Genomic DNA, 18242 nt, shown 5'->3' with positions numbered 1-18242 from the left:
TCATATCCTTCTTGCTCTTTATCATAAAATTTCTTTTCATCCTATTCAGATAGCCGAACAGCCTGCTTATTTCATAAAGATAAAGCATAATTCGTTGGCTATAGCTAAAAATAAAAAAAAAAAAAACAAAACAATCACAAAACAGAAGAATACGATGAAAATATTCGTTAAAATGAAAAAGTAAGTTCAAAAAGATGAAGATTATTGCTATACTTATCTTGGCCGTAGAAATAATCTTCACAAAGCCTCATAAAGGAGGGCGTGTTATTAGACAAAAAAGTATAGGATGATCTTTGCCGAACTGCCTTTAGTTAGTGATAGGGAATAGGGATGGTCAAGACAAGGAATATAAGCTTCCTTAGACCTAGAATTTTTTCATAGCATTGGTTAAAAAGAGAAAGAAGATTTTATATGAAGAAAAAATTACTGAATAAACAGGGAGAAAAAGTGATCCGCTATGCCATTCGAAAATATAAGTTTGGTGTAGTTAGTGCGGGCATTTTGACCTTGATGATGTTTTTTGGGGCATCGGGTTTTGTATCCGCTTCTGAACTGTCGGATCCACTAGTTGACGAACATGCTGGGACGGCAGTGGAGGCTGATCTCTCAGCAGAAAAACCTGATCAGGAGGGTTTAGTTAATACGGATGCATCTCCTGATACAAGCGATCAAGATGAGGTGAAAACTACACCCGCCGAAGAGTCCAAAGAACAACAAGAAGAGCCTAAACTTGTTAAAGAGGAATCGGAAGCTATAAAAAAAGAGACTGACGGGCTAAAGGACGAAGACAGCAAGGAAGACCTAGCTGAAAAATCGACTCCTGACAAGTCGACAGAAAACAAGCAAGCTAAAGAAAGGCTAAATGGAAAAGTTGAGACTCAGCCTGATCAAGGGGAAAGTGTTTCCTCCTCTAAGGAAAAAGAGGATAAAGCTGCTTATAGAAGCTTTGATGACATTCCTCTTACCATGCTGATGAGTACCACTGAACGAGCGGCTAGTCGCTTGGGCAATCTTCAAATCAAAAAAGAAGTCCTAAATAGTGAGCACATTAGTGTCTGGGAAGCCCACCAACTAGTGGAACAAATTAAGAGCGAATTGGATAAAGGCGTTCGTCCAAGATTAAAAGTCCAAAATATTGAACTAACAGCTGATAAGAAGATCAAAGTTACTTATGTCAATAAGAAAACAGAAGAACGCGACCTTAGTGACTTCTTAGTCAACAAGCCAGGCTTACCTCTTTTGAAATATTTAGGGCTAGAATTGACGGGAACATCGGGGGATACCGGCGATGTTCAAGCGAGTGAACAAAAAGGGACAGCTTTAAAAGACGCTGGGCATACCGTCTTCCGTGGGGACTCTATTCAAAAAGGTGATCCAAACCATGGCTTTGGTATTCAAGTGGAGAAGAAGCACGTCGCTGCTAATAATGAGCAAAATAAAAAAGCGGTTGAAGCGGGCTTCCTTAAAGATCGTAAAAATAATGTCAATGAATCCTACTATGAACCAGGTAAAGCGGTTGCTGGGGAAAGCTTTACCATTACGGATAATGATGAACATAGCAATCCCTATCTTTATGTGAAAGACCTGCCTAAAGGGATGAAGCCATCCGATCAAGTGGGTGAAGAAGATGGCTGGTTGAAGTCCAAAGGTGATGAAAAGGGGATTGATTTTTCTAATTTTACTTCCCAACCCGTTCACCGGAATCATGGCTTTGAAGGAAAATTTGGGTTAGATCTGCAACTCAAGAATCCTGAATTGAAAGACCCTAATAACAAAGCCTATAAGATTCTTTACCGGGTCTATTCTAAAGATAAAAAGACCTATGTCGAAGGCTATAACTATGTCACCGTCTATGCCCAAAAAGATAAGTATGATCTTAAGACAGATAAGGTCTATGAAGTCACCAGCAAAGACGAGATTACAAATGATGTGCTTAAAGACCAACTTGATTTCAAAGCGAAGTATAGTGATTGGTATAACCTGGCGGAAGCTATGACTTATAATTCTAAATTGCCAGAAGGGGCTAAGTTAGAGTATGACTTGAGCAAGCTACCAGAAAAACTCGAAGGTGGCAAGATTTATGATATTCCAGTAACCGTCATTTATGCTGACGACCAATACAATGCGAGTGGTCAGAAGGATGAACAGGGTGGTCACTCTAGAGATGCGAATGTGACCATCCGAGTCAAGGTGAAAGAAGTCGCTAAGCCAACTTATAACCGTACGACACGAGAAGGAATCAAGTCGACTGACCGTAAGATCTCGGGGACTGGTCAAGCAGGGGCCAAAGTTATTTTAACGATTGATAACGATGGTAAGGGCTATTATGATGAGAACGAAGCCAAATATGACAATGGTTCAGAAGCGCCAGTCACATTAGAAACGACAGTCGGAGCCGATGGTAAATGGGAAATTGACTTAGCCAGTCATCCGATTAATCAAAGTAAACTTCCTCAAGGTGGCGCCGTCTCCACCATTAATCCAACGGGGATTGCTAAGGTGACCGTTAAGCAAGTGATGAAAGATATTGACAGTCCGGAAGAAGAAGTCCATGTACGCTTAGGGGATTCTGAAATCCAATCTTCCGACAAAGGCAAGAGCAATCAAGCCTCCTGGGTGGCTAATTCAAATCAAGCTTCTCTCGTTCAAGGGCAAAAAGAAATCACCATTAAAGTGCCTCATGATGCGGGGATTGTTTATATCAAGCAAGATGGCGGTAAGCAATATAATTTAATCCGTAAGAAAGCGGATGGAAAGAATTCCGTTTGGGTCTTTTCCGATAAAGAAGAAAATTACACCGTCTTAGGAACAGCAGCAACTACGGATTCCGATGGCTTCCAAGATACTGTGGTGATCAAGCCGTCAGTCAATATTTTCCCTAATACGGAGCAATTCAAGATTATCACCAATGCCAAATACAAGGATTATTCTGCCCCTCAATGGTGGATTTCCATTGATGTCACCAATGAAAAGCCAAAGATTACGCCAAAGCAAGACAGTAAGCTTAGCTATTGGGTGTCAGATAAGAAATTGGATGAAGATGCCCTCTTAAATCTTGTTCAAGTCAGCGATAAGGAAGATGGGGAACTGAATGGAAAAGAAATGGACAGTCAGACTGCTTTCGGCAAATTGAAAGTGGAATTGACTGATGCTAAGTCCATTGATTTAAGCAAAAAGGGTACTTACGAGATCAAATATAAGGCCACCGATAGCCAAGGCTTGACGACAGAGCACAGCCTAACTATCCAAGTGAAAGAAGCGGATCCGATTATCCCGCAAAAGGGTGATGATAAGCCAGATGTCCCTGATCATTATGTCTTGGTGGAATTCAAGGGTGGAGAACACGGCAAGATCAACGATGGCGAAACCAGCAAGTTCTGGGTGAAGCCGAATGAAGAGGTGACCTTACTCGCACCGAAAGTAACACCAGACAAAGGCTATACTTTTAAAGAGTGGGATAAGCCGGTTAAAGGGCAATTTAGTGCAGAAAAAACAGAGATCACGGCGACTTATAACGATCCGGCTTCAGTGATTCCACAAGACGGCGAAGATAAGCCAGATAACGTGCCTGATGGCTATGTTTTGGTGGAATTCAAGCCAGGCGACCATGGCAAGATCGATGCGGGTCAAACCACTAAGTTCTGGGTGAAGCCGAATGAAGACGTGACGCTTGTCGCACCGAATGTCACGCCAGAAAAAGGCTATACATTTAAAGAGTGGGATAAGCCGATTAAGGGACAATTTAGAGCAGACAAAACAGAGATCACAGCGACTTATAACGATCCGGCTTTAGTGATTCCACAGCCTGGAGATAAGAAGCCAGATAATGTGCCAGATGGCTATGTTTTGGTGGAATTCAAGGGCGGCGACCACGGCAAGATTAATGACGGTCAAACCACTAAGTTCTGGGTGAAGCCGAATGAAGACGTGACGCTTGTTGCACCGAATGTCACGCCAGATCAAGGCTACACTTTCAAGTCTTGGGATAAGGCAACGACAGGTAAGTTTACAGAAGAGACTACCACAATCACAGCGACTTATAACGATCCGGCTTCAGTGATTCCACAGCCTGGAGATAAGAAGCCAGATAACGTGCCTGACAACTATGTCTTAGTCGAATTCAAGGACGGTGATCACGGCAAGATCGATGCGGGTCAAACCACTAAGTTCTGGGTGAAGCCGAATGAAGACGTGACGCTTGTCGCACCGAATGTCACGCCAGAAAAAGGTTATACTTTTAAAGAGTGGGATAAGCCGACTAAGGGACAATTTAGTGAAGAAACCACCACGATCACGGCGACCTATAACGATCCTGCTTTAGTGATTCCACAACCAGGGGATAAGAAGCCTGACAATGTGCCAGATGGCTATGTTTTGGTGGAATTCAAAGCTGGCGACCATGGCAAGATCAATGCGGGTCAAACCACCAAGTTCTGGGTGAAGCCGAATGAAGAAGTGACCTTAACGGCACCAGAAGTCACTCCAGAAAAAGGCTATACTTTCAAGGCTTGGGATAAGGCAACGGAAGGTAAGTTCAGCAAAGCTACTGAGATCACGGCGACCTATCAAGATCCAGATCATATTATTCCGCAAACAGGCGAAACGAAGCCAAACGATGTGCCAGATAACTATGTGTTAGTTGACTTTTCTGCTGGTGACCACGGTAAGATCAATGACGGTCAAACGACCAAATATTGGGTCAACCCTGAAAAAGAAGTGACCTTAACGGCACCAGAAATCACGCCAGAAAAAGGCTATGCCTTTAAAGCATGGGATCAGAAGTTAACAAATACCTTTAAAGTTAATACTACCATCAAGGCGACCTATCAAGATCCAGCTGATGTGATTCCTGGAATGGGAGAAGAAAGACCTGATGATGTACCAAATAACTATGTCTTAGTTGACTTCTCTGCTGGTGACCATGGTCAAATCAACGAAGGTCAAACCACTAAATATTGGGTCAACCCTGAAAAAGAAGTGACCTTAACGGCACCAGAAATCACGCCGAATAAAGGTTATGCTTTTAAATCTTGGGATAAGGCAACGACTGGCAAATTCACTCAAGCGACGACCATCACGGCGACCTATCAAGAGCCTGCTGATGTGATTCCTGAAACTGGGGAAGGTAAACCAAGCAATGTACCAGATAACTATGTTTTGGTGGAATTCGATGCAGGAGATAATGGTAAGATCAACTATGGTGAAAAGACTAAGTTCTGGGTCAACCCTGAAAAAGAAGTGACCCTAACCGCTCCTCAAGTGATACCAAATAAAGGCTATACCTTCACTAATTGGGATCATGCTTTGAAAGGAACCTTTAGTACGGCGACAACCATCAAGGCCCAATACAATGCCCCAGATGATGTGATTCCTGGAACGGGAAAAGAAAGACCGGATAATGTGCCTGAGAACTATGTCTTAGTCGAATTCAAGCCAGGTGATCACGGCAAGATCAATGCCGGCGAAACCACTAAATTATGGGTCAATCCTGAAAAAGACGTGACACTAACTGCACCGCAAGTCACACCAGAAAAGGGCTATACCTTTAAAGAGTGGGATAAGCCAACGGAAGGTAAGTTTGCAGAAGGAACTACCATCACGGCAACTTATAACGATCCAGCACTAGTGATTCCGCAAGACGGCGCAGATCAGCCAGATAATGTGCCAGATGGCTATGTTTTGGTGGAATTCAAGGACGGCGACCACGGCAAGATTAATGACGGTCAAACCACTAAGTTCTGGGTGAAGCCGAATGAAGACGTGACGCTTGTTGCACCGAATGTCACGCCAGACAAGGGCTATACTTTTAAAGAATGGGATAAGCCGGTTAAAGGGCAATTTAGTGCAGAAAAAACAGAGATCACAGCGACTTATAACGATCCGGCTTCAGTGATTCCACAGCCTGGAGATAAGAAGCCAGATAACGTGCCTGACAACTATGTCTTAGTCGAATTCAAGGACGGTGACCACGGCAAGATCAACGAAGGTGAAACAACTAAGTTTTGGGTGAAGCCGAATGAAGACGTGACCTTAGTCGCACCTAAAGTCACTCCAGACAAAGGCTACACTTTCAAGGCTTGGGACAAGGCAACGACAGGACAATTTAGTGAAAAAACCACCACGATCACAGCGACTTATAACGATCCTGCCCTAGTGATTCCACAAGACGGCGAAGATAAGCCAGATAACGTTCCTGACAACTATGTCTTAGTAGAATTCAAAGGCGGCGAACACGGTAAGATCAATGAAGGTGAAACCACCAAGTTCTGGGTGAAACCAAATGAGAAGGTGACCTTGAATGCTCCTAAAGTCACACCAAACAAAGGTTATACCTTCAAGGCTTGGAATAAGGCGACGGAAGGGCAATTTAACGCAGAAAAAACTGAGATCACGGCAACTTATAATGATCCAGCGCTAGTGATTCCGCAAAAGGGTGAAGACAAGCCAGATAATGTGCCAGATGATTATGTGTTGGTAGAATTTGATCCAGGTGACCATGGTAAGATCAACGACGGCGAAACCAGTAAGTTCTGGGTGAATCCAAATGAGAAGGTGAGCTTGACCCCACCAAAAGTCACGCCAAACAATGGTTATCTCTTTAAAGGATGGGATGGTCAATTAATCGGCACATTCAAGGATCAAACTAAGATCACCGCTCAATACGATGAACTCACTAGGCCAAAAGCCCCAACAGTTGATGAGATCACGGAAGGTGACACAAGTATTAAGGTGAAAGTCCCTGAAGATGGCGACACTCTGATTGTCGAACTTCCTAACCCAGATGCCCCTGACAAGCCACAAACGATCGTGGCTAAGAAGGGTGACGATGGTAAGTGGAAAGTGGGCGATAAGGTCGTTGAAAGTAATGGCAAGCTAGAAATTCCAGTCGAAGGCAAGAAGCTTAAGAAGGATGACAAGATCATTGCCAAGGTACAAGATTCAACAAAGACGCCAGACGCTATTTCTGATCCAACGGAGACAATCGTCAAAGAACTTATTCGGCCAAAAGCCCCAACAGTTGACGAGATCACGGAAGGTGACACAAGTATTAAGGTTAAAGTCCCTGAAGATGGCGACACTCTGATCGTCGAACTTCCAAACTCAGAGGATCTTGATAAGCCACAAACGATCGTGGTTAAGAAGGGTGACGATGGTAAGTGGAAAGTGGGCGACAAGGTCGTTGACAACAATGGCAAGCTAGAAATCCCAGTCGATGGCAGCAAGATCAAGAAGAATGACAAGATCATTGCCAAGGTACAAGATTCGACGAAGAATCCAGATGCCATTTCTGATCCAACAGAGACAACCGTCAAGGAACTTGTTCGGCCAAAAGCCCCAACGGTGGATGAAATTACAGAAGGTGACGATACCATCAAGGTAGAAGTTCCAAAAGATGGCGACACTCTGATCGTCGAACTTCCAAACTCAGAGGATCCTGAGAAGCCACAAACGATCGTGGTTAAGAAGGGTGACGATGGTAAGTGGAAAGTGGGCGACAAGGTCGTTGACAACAATGGCAAGTTAGAAATTCCAGTCGATGGCAAGAAGATCAAGAAGGGCGATAAGATCATCGCCAAGGTACAAGATTCTACTAAAGGCCCAAATGCTGTTTCAGATCCAACGGAAAAGATTGTCAAAGAAAAACCAGCTGATAAAGATCTTTACGAACCAGAATATAAGGATCAAGAAGCTAAGCCAGGCGATAAAGTAGAGATTGACAAGCCAAGCTTTAAAGATAAAGATGGCAATCCTACTACAGCGCCAGAAGGCACGAAGTTTAGACCGGACGGCGATCAACCAGGGGTGACGATCGATCCAAATACGGGAGCCATCACGGTGGAAGTGCCGAAGGATAAACAACCAGGTGATAAGATTGAAGTTCCAGTCATTGTGGAATACCCAGACGGTACGACTGATAAAGTAACCGTAACGGTGACTGTTGGTAAGCTGGAAGATAAAGATCTCTACGAACCTGAATACAAGGATCAAGAAGCTAAGCCAGGCGATAAAGTAGAGATTGACAAGCCAAGCTTTAAAGATAAAGATGGCAATCCAACTACAGCGCCAGGAGGCACGAAGTTTAGACCAGAAGGCGGCCAACCAGGGGTGACGATCGATCCAAATACGGGAGCCATCACGGTGGAAGTTCCGAAGGATAAAAAGCCAGGTGATAAGATTGAAGTTCCAGTCATTGTGGAATACCCAGATGGTACTACCGATAAAGTAACCGTAACGGTGACTGTTGGTAAGCTGGAAGATAAAGACCTCTACGAACCTGAATACAAGGATCAAGAAGCTAAGCCAGGCGATAAAGTAGAGATTGACAAGCCAAGCTTTAAAGATAAAGATGGCAATCCAACTACAGCGCCAGAAGGCACGAAATTTAGACCAGACGGTGACCAACCAGGGGTGACAATCGATCCGAATACGGGAGCCATCATAGTAGAAGTACCGAAGGATAAGCAACCAGGTGATAAGATTGAAGTTCCAGTCATTGTGGAATACCCAGATGGTACGACCGATAAAGTGACCGTAACGGTGACTGTTGGCAAGGTGTCAGATAAAGATCTTTACGAACCTGAATACAAGGATCAAGAAGCTAAGCCAGGCGATAAAGTAGAGATTGACAAGCCAAGCTTTAAAGATAAAGATGGTAAGCCAACTAGAGCGCCAGAAGGCACGAAATTTAGACCAGACGGCGACCAACCAGGGGTGACGATCGATCCAAATACGGGAGCCATCACGGTGGAAGTACCGAAGGATAAACAACCAGGTGACAAGATTGACATTTCAGTCATTGTGGAATACCCAGATGGTACGACCGATAAAGTAACGGTCACTGTAAGGGTTGGTAAAGGGTCTGATGCAGGAAGAAATGAAAGTGGCGATTCTAATGGCCAAGCAGCTCATCAAGCTAATGGATCCATTAAGACTGATACACTTCCTCAAACGGGTGAAACACTACAAAGTCACTCTGCTGCAATAGCTAGTTTGCTATTAGCTGGAACTGGTTTATGGGTGAGTGGAAAGCGTAAGAAAGAAGATTGATCCATAAATACATAAGAAATATATTATGTGTGTAGCTACTTGCTATAGGCGTTAAAGGAGTGCCCTTTCATTATCAATCGGGCGCACAACAAAAAGGACTTTGATTAATCCATCAAAGTCCTTTTTGTGTGAGCTGCTTATTAGTGAAGTGGGGGTTTGCTCTTAGGTCAGTTCTAAGAAAGAGACAGATGCCCGCTAATGAAGGCGATAGCGTCAATCTTCCAATGCTTTTAGCTACTTTTATAAGACGATCCTTCAATTATAAGATGAGCCTTTGATGGATTTTTAATCATTTTATGCAGGAAGAATAGCATAAATGATTTAAAAAGGCCTGATTTCTTAAGGATTATGGCTTAAAAGCGGGTTAATGATTGCTATTTTCTCTTAACTGGGTGATAATATAGAAGTGAGATCTAATCCAACCCTTTTTTAGGGTATGAAGTATATAGGAGGAATGGAATATGTCTTTAAAAGCTGAATTAAGAGCACATACAGGATCTGGGCAAAGTACACGTGACCGTCAAGCTGGGCGAGTTCCAGGCGTATTGTACGGCCATGGACAAGAACCTGTTAACCTTACCTTAGATGCTACAGAGTTTACGCTGCTGCTTCGTGACAAAGGCTACAACGCAATCTTTCCTATCGACATCAACGGAGAAGACCACCAAGTTTTAGTGCAAGACCTACAATGGTCTAGTATTAAGCGTGATCTTTTGTCTTTTGACTTGCTAAGAGTCAAAAAAGGTGATAAAATTGCCGTGCCTATTCCAATTGTATTGGAAGATGGAGATAAGCGGACATTAGGGATTGTTGAACAGCATCTATCTGAGGTAGAAGTTGAAACAGATCCTACAAATATTCCAGAAAGTTTTGTCATTGATACATCCGCCCTCAAGATTGGGGATAGTTTAGAAGTTGATGTGATCAAAGCGCCTGCTGGAGTAAAAATTCTAACTGATCCATCTGATGTGATTGTCAGTGTGTCTGCTCCTCAAATCCTAAGTGAAGAGGGAGAAGATGGCGAAGGGGCTCCGGAAGTAGCTGGAGCAGAAGCTTAGCCTTCAAGCTAGTCTAAATCTTAACGGTCAAAAGGAGGTTAAATAGCATGTACTCAGTTTTATTGAGTGTGCTCATCGTCCTCAGTGTTTTGCTGATCATTGTCGTGGCGATGCAGCCATCTAAGACAAATGCGGCAAGTTCGCTGTCTGGTGGTGCAGAGCAACTCTTTGGGAAACAAAAAGCGCGGGGGTTCGAATCCTTCTTGATTCGTTTAACCGTTGTTTTAGGCACCATTTTTCTAGTGCTAACACTTGCGTTAGAATATTTGATCAATCATTAATGAAGGAAAAGCATGGGCTTAAGGTTCATGCTTTTTTTTAATCCTTAAGTAAGTTAGAATGAAGAGAGGAGAGTGATGATATGAAGGAATGGAAGTGGATGAGGTCTAATGGAGATAGTGCAGTGATCTTACTCCATGCCTATACAGGAAATCCCAATAACTTAACAGCTCTAGCGAGAGCGATCAATCGATTAGGAATGGATGTCCTTTTACCCCTCCTACCAGGGCATGGCACTAGACAGGTACGTGACCTCTTATCAGCTTCTTTTTCGGATTATCAAAAATGTGTGGATCAAGCCTATCAGCTATTAAAAGACTCTGGAAAGAAATGGATAGCTGTTGGAGGTTTGTCACTTGGAGGCTTGCTTAGTTTAGATGCCCTTACACGTTTAGACTTGGATGCTTGCCTTTCAATGGCAGCCCCTTTAGGAGAGGCAAGTTTGAAGTTGGATGGCTTAATCCATTATTTTCAAAATTTAGCCCATCAAATGGCTTGTTTTGATATTCAAGATGAAGAAATAGAAGAGTATTTGATAAAGTTGATGCCAGATGAAAATGAACTCGTTAGAAGGTTGACCTTAAGCTCTCGTCCTATTTTTATAGCTCAAGGGGCTAAAGATGAGTTGCTTTGTTCAGATAGAGTACGAGAAGTGATCAAAACTTTCCCTAATGACGAGTTAGATTTTCACTGGTATCCAAACAGTCCCCATATACTGACAGCGGGGCCTGATCGTATGGTAATGAGAGAGGATATTAAAAGATTCCTTTTAGATAATAAGAAGGGACATTAAAAGATTCCTTTTAGACAATAAGAAAGGTGGACACAATGAAGCAACTAGGCGGTAAATTACGCCAATTTTTTAAAGAGCATCAAGAAGCTTATTCAGTTAATCAATTAGCAGAGATATTTCATGCCCAAGACTCCCTATCATTTAAGAACTTAGTACAAATTTTAGCTGAATTAGAAAGAAAAGCCGAAATTCGTCTAACCAAAAAAGGGCTTTTTCAAACTTGTTCTATGGGAGATAGCAAAGGGATTTTTCGTCAAAATGAGCGAGGTTTTGGTTTTGTGACGGTAGAAGGAGAGGAAGAAGATATCTTTATCTCTCGTGACGATACCGGACTAGCGATGAACGGGGACGAGGTAAGGGTCGAATTGACTTCTCAAGGGGATCCCTTTTTAGGAAAGGGGCCTGAAGGAAGGGTCGTTGAAATCGTCAAACGCAATTATCGACGCATTATCGGGACCTATCAATCGCTCAATAAAAAGATAAAAGGGAAAAATTATATTGGACTTGTTGTTCCACGTCAAAAGATTTGGAAAGATTACAAGTGCTACGTTCTTCCTGGAGGGATAAAGGCAGCTGATCAAATGTTGGTTAGTTTAGAAATTACAGACTATCCTAGCCAGCTTGAGCCACGTCAATTAAAGGGGATCATCTCTGAAACTTTAGGACATGTGGATGCGCCTGGAACAGATATCCTTGAAATTTTAGTGGAAAAAGGGATTCCAACTGAATTTCCAGAAGATGTCAAAAGGGAAGCTCAAGAAGTTCCTGATGAGATCAATGAAGAGGATCTTAAAGGAAGAGAAGATGACCGTGATCAATTAGTGATGACGATTGACGGAGCGGATGCAAAGGATTTGGACGATGCAGTGAGCTTAACTCGCTTAGGCAATGGAGATTATTGCTTGAGAGTTTACATTGCGGATGTTTCTTATTATGTCCGTGAACATACGGCCTTAGACAGGGAAGCCTTAAATCGTGGAACGAGTGTTTATGTGACTGACCGGGTCGTGCCTATGCTCCCTCAACGTTTGTCTAATGGGATTTGTTCGCTTCATCCTCATGTGGATCGCTTGGTAATGGCTTGCGAAATGAGATTGAATGAAAAGGGGCAACGGCTGAGTTATCGTATATATCCGACCGTTATCAATTCATCCTATCGAATGACTTATTCAGCTGTTAATCAGATTTTATCTGGGGACAAGGATCTTCGTGATAACTACAATGAAATTGTTCCAATGCTTGAAAATATGCAGGAATTGAGTCGCCTGTTGATTCATAAACGGCAAAAAAGAGGAGCCATTGATTTTAATGCCGAGGAAGCAGAAATCAAGTTGGATGAAAAGGGCTTCCCGATAGAAATTGTCAAGCGACAACGGGATAAAGCTGAACGGCTTATTGAATCGTTTATGCTTTTAGCAAATGAGACGGTCGCTTATCATTTCAATAAGCAAGGCTTACCATTTATCTATCGTATCCATGAAAAGCCTGCAGCAGATCGTATAGAGAAATTTAGGGAATTTATTCAAGCTTTTGGTTTAAGCATAGAGGCGAATGATGAAAATATTTCTCCAAAAGATTTGCAGGAAATTTTGAAGAAGGCGGAAGGAGAGCCATTTGAAGCGATGGTTTCTTCCATGATGCTAAGAGCGATGAAGCAAGCACGATATACCAATGAAGCTAAGGGGCATTTTGGCTTGGCTAGTAAAGATTACACGCATTTTACTTCTCCGATTCGCCGTTACCCTGATTTGTTGGTGCATCGCTTAATCCGTCAGTATGGATTTATGGAAGAGCCACATTTATCAGAAGAAATGATGACAAAGACCAGTGACCAGTTAGAAGCAATGGCTGATAGCTGTTCGAAAAATGAGCGCCGTGCTGTAGAGGCTGAACGGGAAAGTGATGCCATGAAGAAAGCGGAATTCATGCAAAATCATGTAGGCGAGGCTTTCGATGGGGTAATTTCTTCGGTGACGAGTTTTGGCTTCTTTGTCGAGTTGGATAATACGATTGAAGGTTTGGTTAGATTAGCTAGTTTATCGGGAGATTATTACCATTTTATCGAGAATCACATGTTGTTGATCGGGGAAAGGACTGGACAACAATTCCGTATTGGTGATCGTGTACGGATTGAAGTGACTCGTGCGGATAAGGCGACTAGAGAGATTGATTTTGAATTAATAGACAATTATGATCAGTTGCAAGCTAGGCGATCCGTCGTAGACCGTTCGTCACATAATAAGGCGAAGAAAGATAAAAGAAAAGATAAGGGGAAAAAAGCTACTAGAGGCAAAGGTGAAAATAAGCCAGCACAAGACTCCTTTAGGAAAGGCCGGTCTAAAGGGAAAAGAAAAGGGATAAACTCTTCTAAAACTGCAACTGAAAATAAAGGGATAGCTTCTGCTTCATCTTCGTTCCACTTCTCATCAAAGGATTCACCCGAATCAGATAGTCAATTGATCGAGGGTTTGGGCTTTATCCAACGTAAAAGGCAAAATAAGAAAGCCAAGAAAAAGTCAAAAAAACATTTAGAATTTATCCAAGACAATAAATCTAAGAAGAAAAAACGTGGAAGAAAAGCTGAGAAAAAGCGTCAAGCTTCCCCTCATGCGAGAAGAACACCCCAATAGCCTGTGAGCTAATAGGGGAGTCTACAGCGGGCTAAGTCAAACTGTATAGTGAAGAATACGCGAAAAAAATAGATAGAAAGGAGGGCTAGGATGCCAAAAGGAAAACAAGATAAGGCACTGGCACAAAATAAAAAAGCTTTCCATGATTATCAAATCTTGGAGAGCTTAGAGGCAGGAATGGTTTTAAAGGGGACAGAGATTAAATCTATTCGTAAGGGGCGTATAAATCTTAAAGACGGTTTTGTGAGCCTTCGTAATGGCCAGGCTACTTTAAAAAATGTGCATATTTCTCCTTTTGAACAAGGGAATATCTTTAACCATGACCCTTTGCGTGATCGACAATTATTATTACACAAGCGGCAAATTCGTCAGTGGGAGGCAGAAAGCCAGCAAGCAGGATTAACGGTTGTCCCATTGAAAGTATATATTAAAGATGGTTTCGCCAAAGTATTAATTGGTTTAGCTAAAGGGAAAAAACTCTACGATAAACGAGATGCCTTAAAACAAAAAGCGATGAAACGAGACATCGATCGAGCCATGAAGGGCTATTAAGAAGAGACCGCCAGTTGTTCAGTATATTATCGCTAGTTAGAAAGCTAGATGATGATCAAGATCTAAAAAAGCTGGATAAGCCTATAGAGAAGTCAAATCAAACGATGGGAGAATAAGCAAACATACGAAAGAGTACTCATCCAGATGAAAGAATAATCAGCTAGGTGGAAGAATAAGCGACCAAATGGAAGAATAATCAGCTAGGTGGAAAATAAGCGACCAAATGGAAGAATAAGTGGCTAGATGGAAGAATAAGTGGCTAGATGGAAAAGCAAGTGGCTAGATGGAAAAGCAAGAAGCTAGATGGAAGAAAAATCAACCAGATGGAAGAACAGTCAGCCAATAGAAAGGAAAAGAATATGACGATAAAAGAGCAGGCTAGTCAGAGTGTGACCTTTTATTTCATGAGACATGGGCAAACCTATCTCAATTTGTTTGGGCGAATGCAAGGTTGGTCAGATGCTCCTTTAACACCAGAAGGACGATTAGGCATTCTTAGAAGTGGCTACGGACTGAAAGATATCCATTTTGATGCCTTGTATACGAGTGATTTACGTCGGACGGTAGAAACAGCGCAACTGGCTTTGAAATATAATGAATTTATCGGCAAAGATTCCTGCTTGCGCATGATGCCTGAGTTTAGGGAAGTGTCTTTTGGAGCTTTCGAAGGTTTGAGTGGAGAATATGTATGGAATGAAATTCGTGAAAAAGGGAATGGCGGGAAAAAGTTTGACCCAGATAGTCCATCTCTTGTTCAAGATGAAATGAACGCATTACGAAAAGCAGATCCTTCTGATACAGCCGAAGATTTTATGCGTTTTTGGACACGTGTCGAACAAGGCTTTATGAAGCTGATGAAAAGGCATAAGGGGACGGGGCAAAAGATACTGATCGTCAGTCACGGCATGACGATTCGTAATATTATTCATGAACTAGTGCCTGAATTTTCTTTAAAAACCCCCATCCAAAATGGGGCGATAACTGTGGTGAGCTATCGTGATGGCCATTTTATTTTGGAAGCCTTGAATCAAACGAGTCATTTTGCGGATGAAAGTTTAGTTAAAGATGACTTTTTCCCTATTCTACCGATGTTTCTTGATGATCAATTGGATGATTCATCTAGGCAATAGGGTTAGTGATAAGACTTTACCTTGAAGAGATACAGTAGTTTGCCTTGTTTGACAGTTAGTAGGATAGATGATAAACTAGGATAACATACAGGGGTCGTTACGGATTCGACAGGTATAAGTCGGTGATTCGATGCAATTCGTTTTGACGAAAACGTAAAATCGTTAACAGTTAAATATAACTGACAAAGAAAATACAAACACTTTAGCATTCGCTGCGTAAACAACGTAGTAGCTAAGATCCGGCCAGCATTGCCCATGTGTTGTCACCGGGTCCTATATAAGTGGGCTACGCTTGATCTATCCGCCTGTTAGATCAAGAAGAGACGACCAGGCTCGCTTGGATCGATGCGGGTTACCAGAGCTATTTCCAAGCTAAACTAATCTGGAAACTATAATTGTAGATTCGGGTATACCGTTATAGTTGGACGCGGGTTCGACTCCCGCCGACTCCATATATAAATTTTCTAGTTGATGAGTTGCACGTTGTTGTTTAATCGACAGCTTGCAACTTTTTTTCTTTGGCTAAGTAGCAGTAATTGCTGAAATTATAGACTATCTTTCTAGATAGTGATAGACTTATCCAAAAATAATATCACAAAAAAATAATTTTTTATTGACAATAGTTCTGATACTTGCTATCATCATATTTAAATTAGAACACATTATTAAAGAGAAGAGAGGCGAGAAGAATGACTTCATTAGATCTAACACGTTCTGTACAATGTGTCATGTGTCAACGAATGCGTAGCTCCCGGGCATATAATATGACTGGGCTTGTAGTCGTGCACCTGATGAAGCATGACTGTTCGCCTAGAGACCATGCTTTATTAGGTTTATTTGAGTAACAAAATAAATCGCATAAGTATAGTTTAAAGTCATTTGCCCGGGAGCTAAAAGTTAGCTGCCGGTTTTTTTGCATATAAAAAGAATATTAGCAGATCGATACATCAAAATAGAAATAGAGTGAACGCTCTAAAAGGAGAATGAATCATGAGTGAATATAAATTTGAAACATTGCAATTACATGTTGGTCAAGAACAAGCAGATCCAGCTTCTGACGCCAGAGCGGTGCCAATTTATCAAACAACTTCATATGTCTTCCGCAACTCTGAACATGCAGCAGCTCGCTTTGGTCTTGCTGATCCAGGGAATATCTATGGACGTTTGACGAATTCTACTCAAGACGTCTTTGAAAAACGTATTGCAGCATTAGAAGGTGGGGTTGCAGCTTTAGCTGTTGCTTCAGGTGCGGCTGCTATTAGTTATACCATTCAAGCTCTAGCTCAAGAAGGGGACCACATTGTCGCTCAAAAGACAATTTATGGTGGTTCATATAACTTGTTAGCGCACACTTTACCTAATTATGGTATCAAGACAACCTTTGTAGATGCTCATAATCTCAAGGAGTTAGAAGAAGCTATTCAAGAAAACACGAAAGCTGTTTATTTGGAAACTTTAGGGAATCCTAATTCAGATATTCCGGATATTGATGCCATTGCCAAAATAGCTCATAAACATGGCTTGCCATTAGTCATTGACAATACCTTTGGAACCCCTTATCTCATTCGCCCAATCGAACATGGGGCTGATATCGTGGTGCATTCTGCTACTAAATTTATTGGGGGTCACGGGACGACTCTAGGTGGTGTGATTGTTGATTCAGGTAAATTTGATTGGAAAGCTTCTGGCAAATATGCCCCAATCGCTGAAGCTAACCCATCTTATCATGGCATATCATTTGCTGACGCTGTAGGACCTGCTGCTTTTGCCACTTATGTTCGGGCGATTCTTCTCCGTGATACTGGAGCGACTATTTCTCCATTCAATGCTTTCTTACTCCTTCAAGGAACTGAAACATTATCCTTACGTTTAGACCGACATGCGGAAAATACCAAGAAAGTAGTAGAATTTTTGGCTAATCACCCTCAAGTAGAAGCGGTGAACCACCCTAGCTTAAAAGATCACCCAGATCATGATTTATATACGAAATATTTCCCTAATGGTGGGGCAAGTATTTTTACTTTTGAAATTAAGGGAGGAAAAGAAGAAGCTTGGAAATTTATTGATGCTTTAGAAATATTCTCCTTATTGGCTAATGTTGCGGATGTCAAGAGTTTAGTTATCCACCCAGCGACCACTACTCACTCACAATTGACCGAAGAAGAATTGGCGGATCAAGGGATTAAAGAAAACACCATTCGACTTTCTATTGGAACAGAGCATATTGATGATATTCTCAATGACCTAGAAAAAGGTTTTAAAGCTGCCAAAGCCTAAGACTAACTTTTTTAAACGACGCTTGTTAGAAGAAGCCCTAGTTGACTACTAGGGCTTTTTTTGTGGGCATTTTGTCAAATTTTATCCTTGCTGGCACAAGGCATATATAAACTCCTCCCTTTTAGTGTCGTAACTGAAGGATAGAGGATTAATCTTTAGCTCTTGCAATAGGACTTTTACACTAGTTTTAGTGTCCTAACTTAAGGATAGAGGATTAATCTCTAGTAAGGGGTAGCCGATTAGGGCTGGTTAAAACTAGGATAAAAAATCAGCTTAATTTTTTAAGGGACTCGATTTTTTGCTAAAAAGTCAGTAAAATGGAGATGATCGCCTTTTTATCAGGAAAGCTAGATAAGGGGCGAAGATAGACTTTGACTTATTTTCGAACTGACGCATTAATTTCTAATAATGGAAAGAATGACGGATAGTCGTCAAAACAAAATGTGTTTATAATTACCTGGAAAATTGACATTTC

General features: G+C 41.9%; 8 protein-coding genes and 1 other RNA gene. All 9 read left to right on the top strand.

Features of this window, described 5'->3' with window-relative positions:
- Positions 1-411 precede the first annotated feature (411 nt).
- The 9 genes from D3H64_RS00680 (at position 412) to D3H64_RS00640 (ending at position 17767) form a co-directional block, all read left to right on the top strand.
- A complete protein-coding gene (locus D3H64_RS00680; protein ID WP_121563833.1) occupies positions 412-9048 on the top strand; it encodes a YPDG domain-containing protein in 8637 nt (2878 codons plus the stop codon).
- A 461-nt stretch (positions 9049-9509) separates the two neighbouring features.
- A complete protein-coding gene (locus D3H64_RS00675) occupies positions 9510-10106 on the top strand; it encodes a 50S ribosomal protein L25 (RefSeq protein ID WP_121563831.1) in 597 nt (198 codons plus the stop codon).
- 47 nt (positions 10107-10153) lie between these two features.
- Positions 10154-10387, top strand: a complete 234-nt coding sequence (secG, locus tag D3H64_RS00670) for a preprotein translocase subunit SecG (protein ID WP_121563829.1) — start codon at positions 10154-10156, stop codon at positions 10385-10387.
- Between the two features lie 80 nt (positions 10388-10467).
- Positions 10468-11178 (top strand): carboxylesterase, encoded by a 711-nt coding sequence (locus tag D3H64_RS00665; protein WP_121563827.1) that lies wholly within the window; start codon positions 10468-10470, stop codon positions 11176-11178.
- Between the two features lie 35 nt (positions 11179-11213).
- Positions 11214-13808, top strand: a complete 2595-nt coding sequence (rnr, locus tag D3H64_RS00660; RefSeq protein WP_121563825.1) for a ribonuclease R — start codon at positions 11214-11216, stop codon at positions 13806-13808.
- Positions 13809-13898: 90 nt separating this feature from the next.
- Entirely contained in the window at positions 13899-14360 is a 462-nt protein-coding gene (gene smpB, locus D3H64_RS00655; protein WP_121563823.1) for an SsrA-binding protein SmpB, read from the top strand.
- A 263-nt stretch (positions 14361-14623) separates the two neighbouring features.
- The gene (locus D3H64_RS00650) at positions 14624-15490 is read left to right on the top strand and encodes a histidine phosphatase family protein (RefSeq protein WP_233554853.1); all 867 of its coding nucleotides are present in this window, start codon (positions 14624-14626) and stop codon (positions 15488-15490) included.
- Between the two features lie 90 nt (positions 15491-15580).
- Positions 15581-15945, top strand: a transfer-messenger RNA (tmRNA) gene (gene ssrA / locus D3H64_RS00645).
- A 535-nt stretch (positions 15946-16480) separates the two neighbouring features.
- Positions 16481-17767, top strand: a complete 1287-nt coding sequence (locus D3H64_RS00640; protein ID WP_121563821.1) for an O-acetylhomoserine aminocarboxypropyltransferase/cysteine synthase family protein — start codon at positions 16481-16483, stop codon at positions 17765-17767.
- Positions 17768-18242 lie beyond the last annotated feature (475 nt).

The sequence above is a fragment of the Atopobacter sp. AH10 genome (assembly GCF_003664595.1).
Taxonomy (GTDB): domain Bacteria; phylum Bacillota; class Bacilli; order Lactobacillales; family Aerococcaceae; genus Atopobacter.
This window is presented reverse-complemented; position numbering and strand designations above follow the sequence as displayed.